The 22,266-nt window shown below is 46.1% G+C and carries 12 protein-coding genes; all 12 read left to right on the plus strand.

From position 1 onward, the window contains the following. The first annotated feature begins 32 nt into the window (after positions 1–32). The 12 genes from K7I13_RS15125 (at position 33) to K7I13_RS15180 (ending at position 21,832) form a co-directional block, all read left to right on the plus strand. A complete protein-coding gene (locus tag K7I13_RS15125) occupies positions 33–2,057 on the plus strand; it encodes an adenylate/guanylate cyclase domain-containing protein (RefSeq protein ID WP_255946945.1) in 2,025 nt (674 codons plus the stop codon). A gap of 887 nt (positions 2,058–2,944) precedes the next feature. Continuing rightward, positions 2,945–7,351, plus strand: a complete 4,407-nt coding sequence (locus tag K7I13_RS15130; RefSeq protein WP_255946946.1) for an Ig-like domain repeat protein — start codon at positions 2,945–2,947, stop codon at positions 7,349–7,351. Between the two features lie 11 nt (positions 7,352–7,362). After that, complete coding sequence (locus K7I13_RS15135; protein ID WP_255946947.1) at positions 7,363–7,905, plus strand: hypothetical protein; 543 nt, start codon at positions 7,363–7,365, stop codon at positions 7,903–7,905. Continuing rightward, the gene (locus tag K7I13_RS15140; protein WP_255946949.1) at positions 7,866–11,054 is read left to right on the plus strand and encodes a hypothetical protein; all 3,189 of its coding nucleotides are present in this window, start codon (positions 7,866–7,868) and stop codon (positions 11,052–11,054) included. Before K7I13_RS15135 ends, K7I13_RS15140 begins: the two co-directional genes overlap by 40 nt. Before the next feature lie 21 nt (positions 11,055–11,075). Continuing rightward, positions 11,076–12,239, plus strand: coding sequence for a hypothetical protein (locus K7I13_RS15145; protein ID WP_255946960.1), 1,164 nt, complete (start codon positions 11,076–11,078; stop codon positions 12,237–12,239). A gap of 5 nt (positions 12,240–12,244) precedes the next feature. After that, positions 12,245–12,787 carry a hypothetical protein gene (locus K7I13_RS15150; RefSeq protein ID WP_255946962.1) on the plus strand — a complete coding sequence of 181 codons (543 nt, stop codon included), beginning with the start codon at positions 12,245–12,247 and terminating at the stop codon, positions 12,785–12,787. After that, the gene (locus K7I13_RS15155; protein ID WP_255946964.1) at positions 12,715–13,719 is read left to right on the plus strand and encodes an Ig-like domain-containing protein; all 1,005 of its coding nucleotides are present in this window, start codon (positions 12,715–12,717) and stop codon (positions 13,717–13,719) included. Before K7I13_RS15150 ends, K7I13_RS15155 begins: the two co-directional genes overlap by 73 nt. Then, positions 13,626–15,119: an Ig-like domain-containing protein gene (locus K7I13_RS15160; RefSeq protein ID WP_255946966.1), complete on the plus strand. Its 1,494-nt coding sequence runs from the start codon at positions 13,626–13,628 to the stop codon at positions 15,117–15,119. The genes K7I13_RS15155 and K7I13_RS15160 overlap by 94 nt, the downstream gene beginning before the upstream one ends. A gap of 65 nt (positions 15,120–15,184) precedes the next feature. After that, entirely contained in the window at positions 15,185–16,066 is an 882-nt protein-coding gene (locus tag K7I13_RS15165; protein ID WP_255946968.1) for a hypothetical protein, read from the plus strand. 2 nt (positions 16,067–16,068) lie between these two features. Continuing rightward, positions 16,069–16,422 (plus strand): hypothetical protein, encoded by a 354-nt coding sequence (locus K7I13_RS15170; protein ID WP_255946970.1) that lies wholly within the window; start codon positions 16,069–16,071, stop codon positions 16,420–16,422. Between the two features lie 32 nt (positions 16,423–16,454). Beyond that, positions 16,455–17,135 (plus strand): hypothetical protein, encoded by a 681-nt coding sequence (locus K7I13_RS15175; protein WP_255946972.1) that lies wholly within the window; start codon positions 16,455–16,457, stop codon positions 17,133–17,135. Then, entirely contained in the window at positions 17,132–21,832 is a 4,701-nt protein-coding gene (locus K7I13_RS15180) for an RHS repeat-associated core domain-containing protein (RefSeq protein ID WP_255946974.1), read from the plus strand. The genes K7I13_RS15175 and K7I13_RS15180 overlap by 4 nt, the downstream gene beginning before the upstream one ends. Positions 21,833–22,266: the final 434 nt, after the last annotated feature.

Below are 22,266 nucleotides of genomic sequence, written 5' to 3' on the forward strand. Positions count from 1 at the left end.
GTCAATTATATATTTATTGAAGGGAGAAGAGAATGAGTGATATTGAAGTCGTACAGGATGCAGTTGAAGGAGCCATAGAAAAAAAGTTACTGGAAGAATATGAGTTTTCAGTAAACAAACAGGATTCCATTAAAAGCCGCCTGCAGAGAAATTTCCTCGTCATATCCGTTGCTATTGTCCTTCTGATGAGTATTTTTTCTCTGACATATTTCTATTTCTTTACAAAAAGGGAAGCGGTAAGTCTCATCCGCAATAAAATCCAGCTTGCCGATGTTTTTATGGAAGCAAAGAAAAATGAAACACTTGCTTTCGCGGAGAGTATCGCCGCTGACCGTTCCATTCAAATAGGCATTGACCTTGCAAGCAGGGAAAAACTTACTGAATATCTCATGCCGCAGGTTGCCAAAGAAAAAATGTATTATGTTACTGTTTTTGACAGCGGCGGATCAATTATGGCGGATATAGGCAAAACGGATTCTGAATTATTCACCGGGCGTAAACAGATATCTCCTTCCGAACAGGTTGTTCTCCAGGAAGCCCTGAAAGACAGAAAAATTATTGATACCATAAACCTGGTAAATGGGCTGCAGGAATTATTTCCTGCATACATAGCCGCGGTTCCGGTAAAACGGAATAATGAGGTTACCGGCATAGTAATGGTGCGGTTTGTTTTTTCCGATAATTTTGAATTCTTCAGTCAGCTCTCCAGAAACCTCCAGAGCGATCTTGCCATTTATGTAAATGCGGAACCGGTTATTGCAACGGACGATCTTGCGATAACCCTTGAACATTATAATGATATAGCCCTGCTGAAAAAAAATACGGAACGCATAAGTCTCACAGGGGCAGGGCTTAATGAATACCGCGGCATCTTCAGTACAAATGGGGACCCGGTCGCTGTGCTGCATGTTTATTTGTCATCCCTTCCTTATATAACCACCTTCGGGGCCGCCGCCCTCATATACGCAATACTCGCGGTCTGTATTATTATTATCGTGTCTTTTATGGTTATCAGAATTTCAGCGACTATTCTCAATCCGATCGGACAGCTCCTCGATGGAGTTAATGTTGTCCGTTCGGGAAATCTTGCGCATGAAATTGTCTTAACCGTAAAGGATGAAATCGGCAGACTGGGAACGGCCTTCAATGAAATGCGGGCCCAGTTAAATGAAAAAATATTTACTATTCAGGAGATGAACCGCGGCCTTGAGAAAACCGTTGAAGACAGGACCAGGACAATCGAAACTCTGAACAACAAAATGAAACACTATCTCTCACCGCAACTGTACGCGTCAATCGCGGGCGGCGACAGGGAAGTTTCAACTGAAAAACATTACAGAAAAAAACTCACTATCTTTTTTTCAGATATAGTGGATTTCACAAAGACAACCGAATCCATGGAGCCGGAAGATTTGTCAGCCCTTCTCAATTCCTATCTTGATAATATGGCGCGGATAGCTGAAAAGTACGGAGGTACAATTGACAAGTATGTCGGTGACGCTGTTATGGTGTTTTTTGGTGATCCCGAATTTACCTCTGACCAGGACCATGCGCTGCGCGCCGTTAAAATGGGAATGGAAATGCTTGAACGTCTTGCCGAGCTCCGTATTGAATGGGAAAGCGCGGGAATTGAACGTCCCTTCCATGCGCGTATGGGCATCAACACCGGTTATTGTACTATAGGCAATTTCGGGTCCGAAACAAAAATGGACTATACAATTATCGGAGGCAATGTCAATCTTGCCGCCAGGTATGAATCCGCCGCGAAACCGGATACCATTCTTATAAGCTATGAAACATATATGCTGGTAAGAGACGAGATCGAATGTGCCGAAGCGGGCGAATATTCTCTTAAGGGAATTTCCTCGCCGGTAAAAGCCTATAACCCGGTGAGAGTAAAAAACAGCAAAAAATCAGCGAGCCTGATAAAGATTGTTGACGGCAGGGAAATAGTTTTCCAGAACAAAGTGGTTGATATTGATACCTTGTCCATTGAGGAAAAACGGGAACTCCTTTTAAATATCAGGGATGTGTTTGATATTATAAAGGGAAAATAATCTGACGCTGATATTCTGGGTGCGGCCGCCGGTATTGACCCTGGATGGGCATTGTCAGGCGGCCGTTTTCAGTATTTACCGGCATTTTCCATAATTTGATTCCCATTCGAGTTTATGAACCGGCTTTCGGATTTTTTCCTGTATACCGTTTATATATACTATAAGTACATACTCTGATAATATAGTATATACTTATAGCGTATATACCAGGGTTGTTTTCATAATACAATATTCTGCCGTATGTATGGCTGGGCCTTCTGATTTTTTCCGGAATCCGGTACGTATGATTCTCAGTTTAATTCTGCTTTTTTAAAAAAACCGCTTGCAAAAAAAAATATATGAAGTACAATAGATACCGTAAAAGGAAATAAATATTCCCGTAATTGCTGGTTCCGGCGAAGGATTAAGGGAGGGTCGGTAAAAGCCAGCCGGAATTATCTCTGACATTTAAAAAATATCTTTATGCGGAGCGGCGGAAACGCTGTTTTGTAATTATTAATGTAAGCCATCTATAATATAATGAAATATAAGGATACAATAATGTTTTTACAACGGGTAATATGTGTGTTTATTGCTTGGTCTGTTCTGCTGCGCGGCCGCTGTACTGCGCGGGTCTTTTCATCTTTTTTTCTTTTTTTCTCATTACATCGCATTTTTTCTGTTCATAAAATTCCATTTCTGAAAGCAGGTAAAGGAAGCGTTCTGTCAAAGCTCTCTCTTTTTCATGTAAATGCTTTTGGTGATGGTGATTTTTTATCCGCGTCCGCATTCTGATATCAGGGAATTATGAAAACCGGTTAAAGCCGGTTATATAGCTATATATAGTTCAGCTGTCAGGGGGGGAATTCTTTTCCGCCGGACGGTCAGTAAAAAAACGGGGAAGCAAAATGCAAAACAGTCCGGTAAAAAAAGGTATTATGCTGGCGGTCCTGATCGCCGTCGTATGCGTTCAGGCCGCGGGGCAGCCGTATAGCAAGTATACATTTAAAAGCAATGATGACGGTTACAATCTGGGGCATGAAGGAATTATCGGTTCGGGGCTTCCCTTTGGTTCAATGGTCAAGGATTGGGAAATCCAGGTTAAACTCAGCGAATACCGGAATATTTATACCAGGAATAAGATTTCCGGCGGCTACGGTTCAATAATTACCTATTTCAATACGTCAAATGCAGCCAGAAATGCCAAGCTGACTATATGGTCGAGTAAACCATATGAGTATGGTCACACTAAATTTACACTTTCTCCTAAATCCGGTGATTCTGAAGCTGACGTTAGTTTCAGCAAATGGCCTTTTACTGATGGATGTACGGTCTATATTTATATGGAATGCTGGGGTGTTTCAAATACTAAACTTGACTGGATTTATTCACCGGCTCAAAGCGTTGCTTCTCCAAACGGAACCGGTCTTACGCTTCCCATACGTCTTGAGTTTAAACTCAAAACTGAAGGTCCGGAAATAACATTTCCCGCATTTCCGGAAATTACGGATAATGAAGTTCTTAACCTGAACTGGGACGGTATACGGAAAACGATCCAGTTTGATTGTACCGATGATGAAGTCAATATCAAAACAATAACCGTTACGCGAAAGAACTGGTATGTTAACGGAGTGAAGTCGGAGGAAACCGTGATGAACTGGACCGGAAATACGGCCAGCAGAAGCAGCTCTTTTAATATTGACGCCAATGGAGTATATATCATAAGGGCAACCGACTTTCTCGGCAATGTAAGGGAAAAACTCGTTGTATGCGCTGACAAGACAGGTCCTGAAATATGGATTGAGCAGCCGTCCGGGACAAAAATACAGCATGAAGAAATATCTGGTAAAAAATCATATTATCTACGCGCCGCAAGAGAATCTTCTTTTATTGTCGCAGCGAATGAAAAACTTTCCGGTGATAGTGGTGTACATACAATAAAACAGGTAGGCGTTATTGAGGGCTCGCTCAAAGAAATATCTGGCGCAACAAGACAATTATTTAAATATGATACCCCGGAAGATAGTAGACGTGGCCTGTGGAATTTTTCTGCTCGTGATTACGGGGCTTTAACTTTTGAGTATAACTCATATCTGGAAACGCCAAATAATTCAATAGAAATTGAGGTAATACAGTATTTGCTTGTTCATCCTCCGCGCATTACTTTTAATGAAGATGACAATGTTTGGATAAATGATGGGTACATCAGACTGATGCCGACAGATGACGCGGACAGACCAATGTCCGCATGGCCCGATTCATTCAACCTGGAGTGGAGTACGGATTCCACTCTCTGGACCGGTGTAACGGAGTTTATAAAAGCAGGCGGTTCAAATATAGGTATTCCATTTGAAGACGGACAGCATACGGTCTATTTTAATCTTACAGATGAAGCTGGAAACAAAAATGAGATTCCCTTTGATCATACCTTCTCTGTCGACACGGCTGCTCCGTCTGCATCTATGGTTTTCAAAAACGGACGGGAACTCAGCGGAGCCGAGACGAATTATGTTAACGAGGCAGGCAGCCGCCTGAATATAACCGCGCGGGACAGCACGAGCGGAATCGGCCGGGTACAGTATAAAACATCAGACCAAAACGACGGTGCGTATATGCCCGTATACTCGGATGACTCAGCGATACCGGGACATAAAGCATACCGGGGACAGGAAGTCCGTGAAGAATATATAGATCTGAAAGAAGGTAATTTTCTGTATACCTTTCAGGTAACCGATATTGCCGGAAATACAAACGAGCTCAGTGATGCTCATATTATTTATGACCGCTACCCCTATCTTGACGAACACATATCGCTGCGGCTTGCTGATGTGAACAAGGGCGGCGAACGTTCCGAGTGTTTCAAGGAATACACCGGTAATGTGCGCGGAATGTCGGTAAAAGTCGGTGAATACGCTTCCAAAAGCTGCGGCGTCGGGACAGTCCGGTGGACTGTCAGTCCCGTAAACGGCGAGCCGGTACTGGACTCTTCGGCGGCGGTTAACGCGGGATTGCCGGCACCCTGTGAGGTTGAACTCAACGGAACGGAAATTTCTTCACTTCCTGACGGGATCTATTCGGTAAAAATTCTTGTTACTGATATGGCCGGAAATGAAACCGAAAAAGAATTTCTCATCACAATTGACCGTACTGTTCCGGCTCCTTCAAAAAACTGGATTGTATTTCCGGAAGAAGGCGAATACCTGTTCAGGATAAACGGCGAAGCCGTGTCCGCGGGCGACGAAGCGGATATGTATATCTACCAGGTTGATCCGGAAGAAACATATACTCTTGCCTGGAATGGGACGGACGAGACTTTTGCGCTGGCTCCCGCGGCGGGAGGAATATCACTTCTGTGGAACAAGAACCTCGGACACATACAGAATGGAATATATGCTCCTGACGCCGGGACTCGGCAGGATGATGTCCGTCTGATCGCCGTAGACAAATGGGGCAATCAGGAAGACCGGACCTTTACTTTCATCCATCCCGAGCCGCCCGGAATACCCGGCTGGCACAAAGACGCATATACAACGGACAATGCGGCAACATTCCGTATCGTAGTCGATGAAGATCCCTCCCTGAGGCGGTGGTATGGGCCGGTGCTTTACAGACCTGTGTACAAGGCCCAGGGACCGGAAGAAAGGATTCCGGTTACAGCTTCCGAGGATAATGACGGCGAAATAACCTGGAAACGTGATGATATTGAAACAATCGGATCATGGGTCGCGGGACAGCTGGGAAGTATCCGTATCTGGGCTGAATTTGAAGCCGAGAGCGGGAATGATGACTACATAATCGCGCGGACCGTATATGGTGAAAAATCAGAGCTGAAAGAAATTCCGAACAGTGCGCCGCTGTTCATCCCGCCGGATTCAGGACAATGGCCTGATTACCTTTCCGCCTCAACCCCCATTGTATGGAATATCGCGGTTGATCCTGATGGTCACAGTGTGCGGTATAAAATCAGGGTAATATGCGGTGATAATGCGGCTGTCTGGGAGAGCCGGGAATATGAACCTTCCGAATTTGGAGAAATGGCAAGTTTTAAACTGGAACTGCTGAGCCATGTATCAGGTCAGGTACAGGGAGATATAATCCAGATGGTTAAGGAATACGGCTGTACACTGATTCTTCTTGCCTCTGATGAAATAGGCGCGGTTAATGAAATCTCCAGAACATATAGCCGTGACCACTACGATGAGACAAGCCCGGTTATCAGTATGAATGAGCCCTGGTATCCCTGGAACAGCCGATGGTGGAATAATGAAAATTTCAGTTTTACCGTGCAGGATAGTCTCAGCGGACTCGGTTCGGTACGTTATGAAATTGAACCTGTTGAATTGCAGGGGCTGGTATATGTATATGACCAGACACGAAACACTACTCATATAGCAGAACGTGAGTGTATAACGGAAAATACCAGAGGTTCAGACACTGCAGAGCTTGTAATAGACTGCAGTGAACTGAAAGGCCAGTACCGGCTTACCGTAACAGTCAGTGATCTGGCGGGCAATACCGCCAGAGAAGAATTCTACGGACGCTTTGATATGGTTCCGCCTGAATTCGATTCCGTTACCATAGAAGAACAGATCAGTGGCGGTGTCCGTGTCCGCTTTATCGGGGCGGATGGAACAGGCAGTCCCATTGCGTTCTGGTCTGTGCGTGAAGGTCCCGGCGGAATATGGCAGCAGTATGACTGGACAACAGAAACTGTGTATGTTCCGGTTTACGGGGACGCTGAAGATGCGGTCCGACTATGGTTTAAAATACAGGATGCGTCAGGAAATGAGAGCGGGGAAATTGAAGCGGGAGTATTGTATTATTCGAAAATGCCTGAATGGACACTTGAAGTATCGGGTTTTACAGGTGAAGCCGGAGGTATTTTATATGCAGGCAATTTCAGTGATCTGGAAGCTGCTATACATTTCGAAAATGGCATAGATACGGACAGCCTTGAAAAAAGATGGAGACTTATTGAGAAAGAGTCTTCCGAAACAATAATAATGGAAACGGAAAGCTGGGAACAGCTTAAAAACAACGGACAGATATGGCTCCCCGGAAAACACTATATTATTGAAGCTGCTGTGCGCACGGGAAATGGCAAAGAACGCATTGAACTGAGCAATATATTTGTAATTGACGAAACTCCTCCGGCGCAGATAACACTGATGCTGCAGCAGACGGCAGATGGCCGTGCGGCGTATTACCGGTATGAGGATTTTAAAGTGAGCTGGAGCGGCGGAAACGACCCGAGAGTCCGGTACATCAAACTATTGAACTCTATCAGGATACCGGGTCAGGTCAAAAACTCATAAAAACTGCAGCAGTGTTTTCCGATGAAGCATTAATCCAATGGGACCCCGGCGAAATTGACTGGGCAGACGGAAATTTTTATCTTATCGGACGGGCGGTCAACGCAGGCGCACTTGAAGCTGTCAGTACGCAAATACCGGTCCCGTTGGATTTGGATACCGAAGGTCTTTCTGTATATATTGCCCAGTTTACTGATGGAATAAATCCTGTCGCGGTAAGCTGGAATGGTTCAGCTGCCGGGGAAGTAAAATATGAATATGAGTTGTGGGAAAGCGGAGGAGCCTCATCCGAAAAGGTTAAAATTGCAGAAGGTATGACTGAAAAGCAGTCTGCGCTGATCAGAATACCTCATGACTATGACTTGCAGCACGGCGGAAAAATCTATGCTGTTGTGCGGGCCCTGGATGAAGAAGCCCGGGAAGTCCGCAACGGTGTAAGTATTATGGCAATCACAGACAGGACTCCTCCTGATATACGCTGGATTCATTCCGCCTCTGCTGCAAGCTCCGACCGGGTATGGGGACAGGTCGAAGCAAAAGACCCGAAAGCGGTATAGAAGGATTAGAATGGTTAATCGAAAAACGGCTGAATGAAATCGATGAAGAAACCGGGGACCGTCTGTGGCAGATAGCCGGCGAAGAAAACGATAACCCCTGGAAGTATGTTCCCGGCGGTGAAAACGGGATGATTAACGCAAATGTTAACGGTTATTGTGAAACCGGGGATATGGTCCGCCTCGTTGTCCGTACAGAAAATGGAGCGGGGATGTATAGTGAGGTACGTACAGGCGGCATTATAATCGACAATACGCATCCCCCTGTACCCCTGATCCTCGATCAGGGTGATGTAATAAATCATACAAAACAGGAGCTGGAAATAAACTGGCGGTTAAGCCGGATTGACACAGAGAGCGGCCTCGAAGCTTATTACTGGGGATGGTTCTATGCAGGAGATGAACGGAATATAGAATGGTACAGACTTGAAAATAACAGCAGCGACGAATTAGATGAATTTGCAAGTGTTGATCTGCGAAACACCGGTATAAACGGACGGACCGTGATATTTGCGGTTAAGACGGTAAACGGCGCAGGATTAACTTCGATCGGTTATAGTGATGGCATCGTATTGGATGAAACCGCTCCCTTTATTCATGACGTTGAAGTATACAGTGACAGCAGCTATCGGAACCCCTGCGAAGGATATGTCCGGGCCGGCACAGTGATAAACAACACTGTTTATGTAAAAATCCGGGCGGCGGAAAATGAAAGCTGGATGAACGGCGGTTTTATTCAGGCGTATATCGTTGATGAAAAAACAGCAAAGAAAGAGAAATCCGGGGAGGCTGTTCCAATACGTGAAGAGCTGCACGGTTTTACAGCCCGGGTCACGCTTGATTCCGATTATGAGGGCAAACTGTGGGTATTTGAAGCCCAGATCGAAGACGGAGCAGGAAACATATCAAACCGTGCCATAAGCAGCGGTTTGATGGTCGAAACCGGTATTGGCGGAATAAACGGACTTCAGGCAAATTTTGATCTGGTAAATATTCATGCCGACTGGGATGGTCTTCCGGAATCTGAATCCCGGTATGTCCGGGGTTACAGTGTCGTTATTACGGAATCCGGTAAAGTCCTTGCAAGCCGTACCGTGAGTGTTCCTTCAGTTTCTTTTGTATGGGGCAAAGACGGTCTCGGACTCGATAATGGCGCAATTATAACAATTCGTGTACATGCCTTATCCTACGCCGGCAGCGAGGGGCCTGTCGCAGCCAGGACTCTGGTGATTGATACCAGTCCGCCCGAATATTCCGAAAATGAGAGTCGGATACCGCTCATTACAAATGCAACTCATTGGTATGACAGAGTTGAAGGCCGGGCAGTTTTTACCGGCAGCGGAAATACAGGCATAAGCGCAATTCAATGGAGCGCCGTACTTGTTCCCGGCGAGCAGGAAATAATCGGCTGGCGTGAAAAGCGGGGTGTGCATGAAATCAGCATAGAAGAGCTGCTTGAAAATGTACGTAATGAGGATCTTGAATGGTGGCATGGAAAAGGAATACGTTTCCGCTTCAGGGCATCAAACGGGGTTGGAATATGGAGCGGTGTTCAAACAACAGAAGCAATTGAAATAGATGTAAGTGAACCTGAAACCATGAATCTGTACCGCGATTACCGCTGGACAAATGAGGAAGAAGCAATAGGCGGCTGGCGGATAGAAATGAGTGACAGCGAAAGCGGTATCATTGGATATCAGGCCGTAGTTGTGAAGGACGGAACGGAAGTTGAAAAAATAGACTGGACCGGAATTCCGGTTAATTCAATAATTGATAAATCCCGACAGCCGGTACTGTTAACGGATATTTTCGTCCCCTTAATTGAAGCAGGTGAAGGAATATATCAGGGGATAATCCGGGTGCAAAATGGAAGCGGACGCTGGACCGCATGCGAAGGTGATGTAATAACGATAGACCGTACTCCGCCTGAACTGATAAAAAATGAATGGCCCGGCAGTTTTGCAGGGAAGGTTATTATTGATGAATATGAACGTGATGCAGTCATTACGAACGGACCGACACAGGAATATCTGGCTGAAAGCAATGAAGATGTCAGGTGGATGCTCATTGTCCAGGGTTCATGGCTTGATCCGTTGCTGCCTGCTGGCGATACATATCAGACAGAAGCAGAGGGCATGATTTTATTCGGCCAGACTCCCGAAGGGTATGTATATCCTGTGAATATCAGAATTGAGGACCGTGCGGGAAATATCAGTGAATTTGCTGTTCCCCTTCGTTATAACCGTGCTCCGCAGATAACGGTCAGGGAATCTTCACTGACCGTTACCCCGGGCAAGCCGGTATTTATTGAAGATATAACACATGTAACTGATGATGAAGGAAGCGGGACGGGTGACTATCCGCTCACATTTACCTGGGATCCGGGAAACGGCGAGCAGATATTAATGTGGTCCGGCGGTGCCGGTTCTGATTCAGTGTTCGGCAGTCTGGGTACATATGGCACCTATTATATCCATAGCGGTGAAAAGGTACAGCAAAGTGAATGGGTCGGAAAACTCATAGTTACGGACGGATACAATAAAACAACTGAGGTTGATTTGCCGATTACAGTGACAAATACAAAAAGCGGCTCGCTGTATATGGATGAATACTGGAGCGGTCCATTTGAACTTGATGGTATTGTGCGAATACCTGAAAATATAACCCTTACCCTGAGTAACAGCAATATTACAGCAAAAGGTCTGACAAACAAAAAGGGTCTTATTGAATCCGGTATTATTGCGGAGCCCGGAGGAAGACTCCTGATAGCCAATGGACCGGATGGTGTAAGCAGTATAGCCGGAGGAGTCGCAGGTTTTTCCTGGCTCGGTGTGGAAGTCTACGGAACTGTAAGCGGATCAGGTTTTTCTGTCAGCGGCGCGGAACGGGCTTTTACCCTGCACCCCGGAGGCGAAATACAGGGAACGGAATTCAGACTGTCCGGCAATATTAATGGAATGCATTTACTTGGCGGCAGGCTGACTTTGATAAGCAGTATTATTTCCAGGAACCACTGGTACGGTATCAAGGAAGAATATGACGGAGTATATGATATTCGCGGAATAGTACTGGATGAAAATGGTGTTGATTATTACCGCGGTGATATAACTGTTCTGACTCCTGAAGAAATTCAAACACTGATAATGGAATAAATGGATGGGATGGTAAAGAATATGAAAAAACTATATGCAATAATAATAACGGCTTTATTTGTTCCAGCGATGTATGGGCAGACCAATGTTGTTTTTAATGAAATAAAATGTACAGACTACTATGAGTCCGCCAGTACGGCAATTGTCAATCCTGGCCGTTATGTATTTGACAGAAATACACAAACCTGGTGGGCCCTTGCAAAGGGTGAAAAAGACGGGTGGCTCGAAGTCTGTTTTAATGAAAACAGGCAGCTTGCCGGGTTAGTTATTGACGGAATTCTGCCTGCCGGAAGCCGTATTTCAGTATATATGAATAAAAACGACAGGTGGATCGCAATTCCCGGCGCGGTTATCGATGGGCCCATAGACGATAAAGCCGAGCTGGTTTTCCCAACAGAACACACTGTGAGTAATAGTCTTTTGTTGAAGGTTTCCGGAGAAACAGCAGACGAGATAAAAATCATTGAACTGGAGATTAAAGAAGCAGTCATCCCCCTTCCGTATGGGAAAATAATTCCTTCCCAATATTCAATAAATATAAATGAAAATATTGGTTTGTACGCTGAACGCTTATGGGACGGAATCCTTGACAGTTCCTGGTATGAAACCTTTTGGAAGTTCCCCGAAGATCCGGTGAGCGGCGTTGACCGGGAAGCAGTTGCCGCTTTATTTCCTGATGAATATGGAAATTCCCGCACTGATGCGGAAATCATTTTGGAATTTGATGGACTATATTCAATTGACACCATAAAGGCGTGGTTTATCAAACCCTGGCAGCAGATATGTTTTGAATTCTGGGACGGTACGTCATGGCAAAGTGCGGAAACCCTCGGCGGTGGTAATTCAGGATGGCAAAGGATGAAGCGGCCGGCCGGAATTACGACTAGCCGGATGAGAGTTACCTTCCCGGGCGGATGGGAGCAGGCAAGATATATCGGGGAAATTGAAGTATGGGGAAGCGGTATCCGGAAAGAGCCTGTACAGGAATTATTGATAGGATCACGTGATACGGACGGTGCGTATTATTTTATTGTTGATATGAATACATCAGCGGAAAACACAAGCCTTTTTCCTGATAGAAAAAAGACAGTGTCATTGAAATTACCACGGAAGAAACAGGACCGGCCCCGTTATCTGTTGAATGGAACGGAATACTGTGTATCGCAGGAAACCCCACAAACATAAACGGAATGAATATTTACCGGATTGAAATTGCGAAAGAAAATTTCAGGAAGGATTTGCAGTTTCTGAAAATACAGAATGCTAATGAAATTGCAAGTGTTGTACTTCGTGAAAAAAGAGATAGGGGAATACTACATTTAGAATGGTCCGGCAATGATGGAATTCTGACAACGCCGCCTGCAATAAAAAAAGATAGTGAGCAAACAGAATGGAACTTCGGCGGACTCTGGCAGACAGAAAAACTGCGGATATACGGTGAAATGGCGGCAGCTCCGGACGCGAGCCTCTTAATCAAAACCGGAAACAGCGGAAAAAGTGAATGGGCTCCTCTGGACTGGTCAAGGAGCGGCCAGGGCTGGTATGAGGCGGATGTTAACGGGTTATATGCAGAAAGCCTGAAAATAGCTGCGCCGCCAAATATATCAGAGCTTTATGAAATACAGGTATTTGCATCCTGTGCTTCTGATAAAAACCCGGAATGGAATTATGGCATACAGGCGAAGAAAACGGATATATTCTTGGATGGCTTGGAAATCCCGGAACACAGGTGAAAATAAACGGTCTGCATCCGTCCCAGGACGGACGAGTATTCTGGCTGCCGGTAAATAGATTATCCGGAACAAATAACGAGGGGCTTTTTATACTTGAAGGAAGATACGGACAGCTCCGGGTTCAGGAAACATACCGTATGCCTTCACTGGGCATAAATGCGGGTACATTTGACCAGGGAACCGAATTAACGGCAACGCTGAATAATTCAATAATTATTTCCGGCAGTCTGGCAAGCAGGGCATGGAGCTGCTATATCAATGGTGAAGAACACCAAATCAATTATCAGGGTCGTTATTTCGCTGATATTCCGTTACGCAAGGGATACCAGACAATAACAGTGGAAATCCGGGATGGAGAAGAAACCCTGGCTTTCTGGACAAAAGAAGTATACCGCGTAACAGCATTTCCTGATATGCGTTTTGAAAAACCTGCGGGAAATACCAAAAGCCGGCAGGTTTTATATACACTGACTGGATGCATTGCAAACGGATTTAACCTAGAAGTATCCATGAATGGGGAACAACTGGCAGATACAAACGGATTCTTCCGTGCAGACGTCAGCCTTTCCGAAGGAATAAATGATTTTATTTTTGAAGCAACCGATTCCTGCGGGCAAGTAATACATGAGACAATCAGAATTGAATGTGATACAACTGCCCCTGAAATTCTGAGCGTTGTATATCCGCAGGAAGAATTTATAACGGTCAGTGAGATAACAGTTTTACTGGAATCTGATGAATCCGGCCCCGTGTGGTGGCAAATGCCTGATGGTACCTGGGATTTTGCGGAAACGAATCCATATGAGAAAAAACTGAAGCTGGCTGATGGTGACTATGAATGGCCGCTGAAAGCCGCAGACCCTGCGGGGAATATAAGCGACGCCCGGATAATTACCCTGACTGTGGATACAACCCTCCTGAATCTTTTCTGATAGAAACGGGCGCGGCCGGATGGAACAGCAATAACAGCCCTGTAATCCGATATAATACAACAGACGCGGTAAGCGGTATTGATTATTACGAGTACAGTTTTGGCGGCAACGACTGGATACGCGATACGGGACCCCTGCATTTAGCCGAACTTCCGGACGGAAGCCATCCGATTATTGTCCGGGCTATGGACCGGGCCGGACATGTACGTTCTGAAATAACAAATATTCTGATTGATACAGTCCCTCCTGAACCGTTTATCATTTCTTCCGACATAAGCGGATGGACAAATAATAATAGTCCCGTACTGAATTTCCATGCAGCTGACACAACTTCGGGTATCGAACGCTACGAACTGATCATAAATGGCATATCCAGGGGAAATATACAAAGCGGATACCGTGTGGCGGAACTTGAAGATGGTATTCATGAAATAGAAGTACTTGCAGTAGACGGCGCCGGGAATGTGACCGGAAGCAAAATAACCGCATATATTGACTGCACACGACCAGAAGATTTCGAGCTCACGGCCAATATAACGGGCTGGAGCAATAATAATACTCCCGAACTGATGTTCGAAACAACTGATAATTTATCAGGTATCGCGCGTTATGAGTTGTCGGTTGACGGAGTTTCATGGGTAGAAATCAGCAGTTCCCAGAAAGTCGCGGAGCTCAGTGACGGCATTCAAAAACTTATTGTCCGCGCTGTTGATAATGCGGGAAACCATACATCTGCAGATATAACCGTATACATAGATACAAAACCGCCTGCCGTGCTGAATGACTGCCGCATAATTCCCGGAAAAAATTCAATGGAAGGGCTCTGGGCAACGGGCGATACGGATATTTTTATCTTTCATGTTGAATTGACGATAGAAGGTTCAACATCTGCCTTCAGTACTGCTGATACTTCTTTCCGGCGTGACGGATTTGTCCCGAATACGCTCATGTCATTCCGCGCGAGGGCTGAAGACCATGCCGGAAATCTGGGGCCGTGGACTGAAACAAATCCGGTCCTGATAGGTTTCGCGTTTCAGCCGGTCAGCTGTGATCCGGCCGAAACAAATCTGATTGAGTATGAAAATGTAAAGATTATGATACCCGGTGTCTGTCTCGCCGAAGACGTATACGCGGTAATGATAACTGAAATTGAAAGCGAGGAACTTGATAAGCGGAGCGCCAATCCGATTATCGGTCCCATGTATTCATTTACCACATTTCTGAAGGACGGCGAAGGCAATCTTACAGAGCAGCGGCATACCCAGTTTGAAGAAGATATTCTTATCATAATCGAATATGATGAATCTCTTGCCCCAAACGGATTTCCGGAGTCAAGTCTCGCAGTCTTTTCATATGACGAAATGTGGGGAAGATGGTTCCGTGAAAAAAAGCCGGCATAGATATTGAAACGAATACGATTTATCTCTTTGCGGACCATTTTTCAAATTTCTCGGTACAGCCGACAATGCTTGAAGATATCTCCCCTGAAGCATTGTGGGACACCGGACATCGCCCTGACAAATCGGAAAGCGTTGTCGGTGAAATATCCGTATCCCCCCAGGGCGGTACCATGATGACTGAAGTGACCGAGTTTGTTCTGAAAGGAAAAAACGGCTTCACTTATCCGGTAAAACGTGTCTATGATTCACAAACGGCCCGCCTGGACAGCCCGAGTATAAATCTGAGTATGTCAATAGGACTTAATTTTACCGCTCAAATAGGCAACCAGATCGCGAGCCAGCTTATATCAGCCGGAACAAATATGGCTCTGGGTCCGGTAATCCAGCGGTTAAAAGACTTTTTTAAAAGAAACGGAGATTACAATCTGGCCATGGGAATAGGGTGGCGCCTCAATCTTCCGTATGTATTTGCGGATAATACAAATGTGATGATACGCCTGCCGACAGGCGGATATTATCCGATTAAACAGATGGAATTACAGGGAAACGCCCCGGCAGTATCGGGACACCGGGTCCTGAACTATGAAAATCACAGCGGAGACGATTTTACCTTTACGGTAAAACAGGTCCGCGCTGATTTTAGCGGTATGATCACATCAGTACCGGCTATAGCAAAGCTTGACAGCGGAAGCATATCGGTAGCGGGCGCAATTTCACTTATCGGTAATGTCATTCCTGACTGGATAACTTACAGAAGTGAACTGGTTACAAAGGACGGGATGATTTACACCTTCGATGTGCTTGGACGGATTGAATCAATAAGCGATCCGGCGGGCGACAATATTATCAGATTTGAATACGGCCTGGATTTTTTGCTTGAAAAATTATTGATCCCCTGGGAAATGAAACTCTTTTTGAATATGATAATGGCGGACTTATTTCCATAGTTATGCGTCCGACTATAAGCCGTATCATTACTCCTGCCGCAAACGGCGGCGAAAGAAGCAGCAGGTATGAATATGATTCGAGCATACTTGAACAGGGTATATTTAATACGCTTCCCGCAATGAAGACTGCCGAAGATGTCGGCGGACGGGTTACAACCTATAACGCAAGAAAAGATTTGCTGTTAACCGGCGGCGGATCAGTAAAGCTGAATATTGTTACCCTTATTCTCGAGATCATACCTTTTACCAGCATGATTCCTTCCATACTGGGTATTCCGACCCTGACGCTGACCGGCCGGGTATCAACTGAATATATAACACAGATATCTAAAGTTACCGATGGGGAGGGCTTGTAACCACTATTGATTATGAGCACCGTGATCTCAGTATGGTTGAATTCGGAGCAGCCGATTATTTTCTCGGATTCCTGCCGACAGCGGTTAAGGTCAGTTTTGAATTTAACGCAAAATTAATGACATCACATATTACCGTCAATAATTCAGGACAGTCAATGAAAACCGATTATTCCTACGACATGGCGCGGTTCGGACCTCAGTGGATGATAACCCGGACAACGATTTCAAACGGATTGATCAGGATCCGTGAAAACTATTCGGTTTCCTCAAAAATGTACTGGAAATATTTTTCATTTGATGACGGGCTCGTTGCTGTCCTCAGGGAGGGGCTTCATACAGAAGACCCCATGTGGGAGCGGCTGTATTTCGCGCTTATGACTGAGAGAACAATTACGGATCTTTCAACAGGAACGGAATATGAAAAAACCGTACAGGTATGGAATGAAGAGCAGAAAAGACCAAGCTACATAACCGTGACGCGCGGGAGCGCAATGGAAAAAAGAACGCACTATACCTACGATGACTGGGGCAATATAACAAAAGACCAGACATCATACTGGACGCCGCAGGAAACCACTTCCATTACTACCGAATCCTGGTATTATGATACAGGATCAATACGGCCTTCAGGCATTCCGTCAGGAATTCCCGGGACCCCGGGGCAGTCTGAAAAAGGGACACGCAATCTGCTTCTTGGGAGCAAAAAACAGTGAGCCTGCCTTCCCGTCATTTTCCGGGAGCGCAAAGTGTATTCTACGAGGGATATTCCTATGATACATATGGCAGGCAGGTATGGCGGGGAATTTACAATGAAGACCATTGGGCTTCCGTTACCACGGCTTATTATAACACCGAAAGCGGCGGAAAAATTGCCGGCAGAATAAAAGAAGTTACTACTACAGGCGGAAGTTATACTCAGTACAGGTATGATTTTGACACTCTCAGCGGACGTAATCTTTTTATAGAGACAAAGATTGAAAAGTCAGTAATACAGCCCGACGGAACTTCAAAGGATATTACTACTGCAATAGCATATGACCGCGGAACCGGCTGGCCGAGGGTTATTAAATCATCCGAAGGCTATATCACGGAAATGGGATACGATAAACTTGGCAGGATAACATCGCTGATAAAACCAGGTGACGAACCTCCTGCTGCCGCGGGCACATGGACTGTTTCGAGGCAATCTGCGCCAAGGGATAGAATTACCTATAATGACAGTTCCAGGACTGTAACGGTGAATAAGGATACGCTTACCGGAAACACAAATGGCCGGAGTATTACCGAATACTATGTATATGACCAGCGGAACAATATGCTGCGTGCGGAAAAATACGAACGGAGTCTGTACCCGCAGCGGACCGCAATAACCAGTTTCAGTTATGACAAATACGGCCGGGTAACATCCATGACCGACCCGAATGGAAAGAAAACAACCTATACGTATGACTTTTTGAACCGCCCGCGCACTGTTACAGCCCCTGACGGCACCTTCGTAAAACATACCTATAATGACGGATGGGGACTTAAAACAACGGAAAATGAACGCGGGATTATTACAAATGAAAGAATGAACTGGAATGGGGACATCGAGTATATCATAGCGGATGTTGGAGGAATGGACCTGACAACTCAGATATGGTATGACGGTCTCGGGCGGAAGGTGGCCGAAAAGAACCCCCTCGGTGAGGTTATACGTATCTGGTATTCGCCCTTTGGCAAAGAAAAACGGATTTCATATCCTCAGACGGATGTTTTTATTCCTCCGGAAAATCCGGACGGCAGTTTCCCATCGATCCAGACTGTAAAGATAACTCCTGAAACCATCATAACCTATAATGATAACGGCTTCCCGGTCAGGGAACAGACCGGATACGAAGGTTCCTGGAGAATCAGGGTGTATACTGTCGACGCGCTCGGGCGTATAATTAAAGAGAAAAACGGTCCGCACGAAAGCTGGATATGGTATGACGGCGAGGGAAATCCGGTGCAGACTGCCGACGCCGAGCAGGTGTCCCGCTTAAAATCCGGGGGAAGCCCCTCATATAAAAGAACAATCTATACATCCCGCGGAAAGCCCGCAATCCAGATTGATGAAGCCGGCGCGGAAACAAGATACTGGTACGACCGGGATGACCGTCCGGTAAAGATGACGGACCCCCGCGCGGTCGGGGCTGAAGCTGAAAATTTTACCGCACTGTATACTTACGATGATCTGGGACGACTCGTGCAGGGCGACCTCCCGCCGGTGCCCGGAAGCAATCAGCGGTCGCGGATTTATATTACCTATGATCTGCGAGGAAACGCGCTTTCGATGACCGGCGCTGACGGCGTCGTAACTTCCTGGACCTATGATTCCAGAAACAGAAAGCTGACGGAAAAAATGACCGGACCTGACGGGACCGCGCGCATTCAGGGCTGGATATATGATGACTGCGGAAATATTACCGCTCACATAGCAGGGGGAGAACCTTCCGGATTTAATCCTGCGTCCGGAACCGGAATCAAAACGCGGTATTCATATGATGCGCTGAACCGCATCACTCAAACCGATTATCCTGACGGACAGATTCTCATACAGCGGTATGACGCGCTCGGCAGGGTACAGTCCGAACGGGACGCGCTCGGAAACCAGACGCGGTACACGTACAACAGCCGTGGCCTGCTTTCAGGTACAACCGGGGAAATCAGAAAAGAACAGGCGCTGTATTACAACGCCTGGGGAGAATTAAGCGCCACAATACACAAAAACACCCAGTGGGGCGACCAGATACGGATACAGCATTATGACGATCATGGGAACCTCAGCTATGAACGCACAAATTCGGAACAGCTCTGGCAGTACTGGTATAATCCGCGGAACCTTCTTGTCAGTTCGGCCGATCCGAACGGTACCATGACAAGCCTTGTATGGAGCGATACGGGACTTCTCATGTCTGAAACTAAACAGAACGACGGTCATACTGAAAGCAGAAGCTGGACCTATGACATGGCGGGCTTTATGACCGGCGGCAGTGACGGCAGTATACATACGGCCGTAAACAGGATAGACGGGTCCTATAAGGCCAACGCCTACGGACTTATAACCGCCTATTCCACAACAGTTGACGGAAAGACCCTGGCTGCGGCCCACCAGTATGACTCCGGCATGAGACCTCTGGAGCTGGTATATCCCGACGGAAACACCGTCACATACCAGTATAATGGCCTGGGTGATCTTACGGCAATTCCCGGTTACGCCTCGGGCGGACAATACACCCGGACCGGCCGGCTCAATGAACTCCACGCCGCCAACGGTACCAAACTGCGAAAAAACTGGAACGGACAGACCGGCCTGCTTGACGGCTATGATTGGGGTATACCGGGCGTAGCGTCACGGTCCCTTTCCTGGGATACGAGGGGAAATATAGAAAAGATAACCCGGGGCGAAAACGCAAACAGATTTTCATATGACGCCCTGAACCGCCTGGACCGGGCAATCGAAACGGGCGAAATTGAAACCAGCGTACATGACTTCGGCCTGTCACGCCAGGGTATGAAGGCCTCGGACGTGGGCGGAAATACGGTCTTTTCATACGGAAACGCGCGTGAGGAAATAAAATTTGATTACCAGGCAATGAGCCTGGGTTATGATCTTGGTCTCGAAACACAGATAACCCGGCTGCGGCTTGAAGGCATCAGCGGACGGATTAATGAGCGTACTGTCGAAATATATATCAGCGTCACCGGCGCTGAAGGGACCTGGAAAAGAATAAAAAATTATTCCGTAAGTATTGATGAAACAGGGAGGATTTACCGCTTTGACGAACCGGTAACCGCGCGGTACATAAAAGTGCATAATACCTGGGATGAACGGGACGCCTCCTTTGATCCCGTCGACAGGCACACTATTGACGGCCCCGCCGCCGATATAGTCGATGTCTGGTTTATAATTGATGAACAGGACAGCTCCTGGTATTATGACCAGACCGGCAACCGGGTACTGGAAACAAAATACAGAAGGGGAGAACGGAGAATAGAAAGCACGTACTACCCGAACACAAACCTGCTGATGACCAGGGACGGATGGTCGTACAACTATGACCGGAACGGCAACCTGACGGAACGGGGAAACAGCGGTGTCTGGAATGGAACCTCCGGCTCGTTTGACTTTGACGGAACACAGGGGGAAGTCTGGAAATACGGGTATGATCTTTCAAACCGCCTCGTGCGCGTGGAAAAATCAAGGAAGGGCATACAGGGCCTCACTGAAATAGCGGCCTATACATACGATGTGCGCGGGCTCAGGGTAAAAACCGTAAAACCGGGTGGCGGGACCGAGTATACCCAGTACGACCAGGCCGGAAACCTTATCTGGAAGGAAGGCAAAGCTGGGCAGTGCCGGTATATCCGGGCCGGAAATACCCTGTGGGCCGAGGAACGGATCGCTGACGGCGCAACCGCCGTATACTATCACCACACCGACCACCTCGGCACCAGCGAAGCCGTTACCGACGCTTCTGGTCTGATAGTCTGGGAGGCGAATTACGAAGCCTTCGGCTCGGTCCTCCGGACATCCGGGACCATGGCATTTGCGGCGAGCTACACGGGAAAGGAACTCGACGAAGACACCGGCCTGTATTATTTCAACGCGCGCTGGTATGACAGCAGCCTCGGAAAATTCATAACAGAGGACCCCGCCCGCGACGGGACCAACTGGTATGAATACTGCAGGAACAATCCGCTGAAGTATGTTGATCCGGATGGTCTGGATGCATGGGAACATACTAACGAGTGGAATGATGAGTATATAAATGGCTACAAAGAATATGTTGAAGCAAAAATAGCGAAATATCAAGAAAGTGGAGAAAAATTTACCTGTGAAGATTTAGCTCTGGGTGTTTTAATTGATTATGCTTCAGAGAAAGGCTTGCCTGTTTCTATTGAGAATGGTAAAGGTGTTCATTATTCCGGTGATAAAAAATGGAAAAATATTGATAAATTTAAAAAGGAAGTATTATCTACAACAGCAGCCAAAGATATATTACAAAATACTGAAGGAATAAATGGACCAGAATTACGTAAAGGGGATATAGTTTTTATGGGACGTAGTTCTGCTAACGTCAACACTTCCACAAGTCATATTCAAGTTATCATAACTGACGATAAAACTATACTCACTGTTAAACAAGGAAATTTGGAAAGAACAGGTAGAGGTGCAGGTAAATATGGCACCAATGGATATGGAGGGACAACGATACAAGATAGAAGCCATGATGTTACAAATGATGTTTTTTATGGATCAAATAACGCTCCAGTAGAAAAAGCGAAGGATGCTTATCAAATGCAATTCCGTAGGTGGAACTATAAACAGTTTAATCAGAAAATGGAAGAAAAAATGAAAAAAATAAATCGGACAAATAAAACTTGAAAGATATAGGTCTCCAAATTTATATTTGTAGACCTATATAAAACTATTTGCGGGCTTATATCTGCATGTTTGAATCAGCTGGAAAAATGCCCGGGCCTTCCGCGGATTCCCCTGCCGCTTCCGATTTTTCTGATTTATCCTTTTATCATTTCAAAGCCAGTCTACTATAACAGTATACTATAATGATATAGTATACTGTTATAGTATTAATGCCGTAATTCCCACAGTAATACGATAGCGTATCGTATTATGGGTGAACCCGATAATATTCCCCAGGCAAAAAACGGCGCCCCGCCGCAATAAAACACGGCGGTGTTTCTGTCAATTTTTACGAAAAATATTTTCCGTTTCATATAAATTGCAGTTTTAAGTAATATGGAACCATTCATAATATTACATTGTCAGCGCTTCCCGGTTTAACACTCTGGAACGCT

It is taken from the genome of Brucepastera parasyntrophica, from assembly GCF_022376835.1.
GTDB classification, from domain to species: Bacteria; Spirochaetota; Spirochaetia; order Treponematales; family Treponemataceae; genus Brucepastera; species Brucepastera parasyntrophica.

Bases quoted from the DNA above. Each gene is read 5' to 3' on its own strand.
- K7I13_RS15125 (WP_255946945.1), top strand. From the start codon at position 33: ATGAGTGATATTGAAGTCGTACAGGATGCAGTTGAAGGAGCCATAGAA.
- K7I13_RS15130 (WP_255946946.1), top strand. From the start codon at position 2,945: ATGCAAAACAGTCCGGTAAAAAAAGGTATTATGCTGGCGGTCCTGATC.
- K7I13_RS15140 (WP_255946949.1), top strand. From the start codon at position 7,866: ATGGGGACAGGTCGAAGCAAAAGACCCGAAAGCGGTATAGAAGGATTA.
- K7I13_RS15145 (WP_255946960.1), top strand. From the start codon at position 11,076: ATGAAAAAACTATATGCAATAATAATAACGGCTTTATTTGTTCCAGCG.
- K7I13_RS15150 (WP_255946962.1), top strand. From the start codon at position 12,245: ATGAATATTTACCGGATTGAAATTGCGAAAGAAAATTTCAGGAAGGAT.
- K7I13_RS15155 (WP_255946964.1), top strand. From the start codon at position 12,715: ATGGAATTATGGCATACAGGCGAAGAAAACGGATATATTCTTGGATGG.
- K7I13_RS15160 (WP_255946966.1), top strand. From the start codon at position 13,626: ATGGCCGCTGAAAGCCGCAGACCCTGCGGGGAATATAAGCGACGCCCG.
- K7I13_RS15165 (WP_255946968.1), top strand. From the start codon at position 15,185: ATGCTTGAAGATATCTCCCCTGAAGCATTGTGGGACACCGGACATCGC.
- K7I13_RS15170 (WP_255946970.1), top strand. From the start codon at position 16,069: ATGCGTCCGACTATAAGCCGTATCATTACTCCTGCCGCAAACGGCGGC.
- K7I13_RS15175 (WP_255946972.1), top strand. From the start codon at position 16,455: ATGGTTGAATTCGGAGCAGCCGATTATTTTCTCGGATTCCTGCCGACA.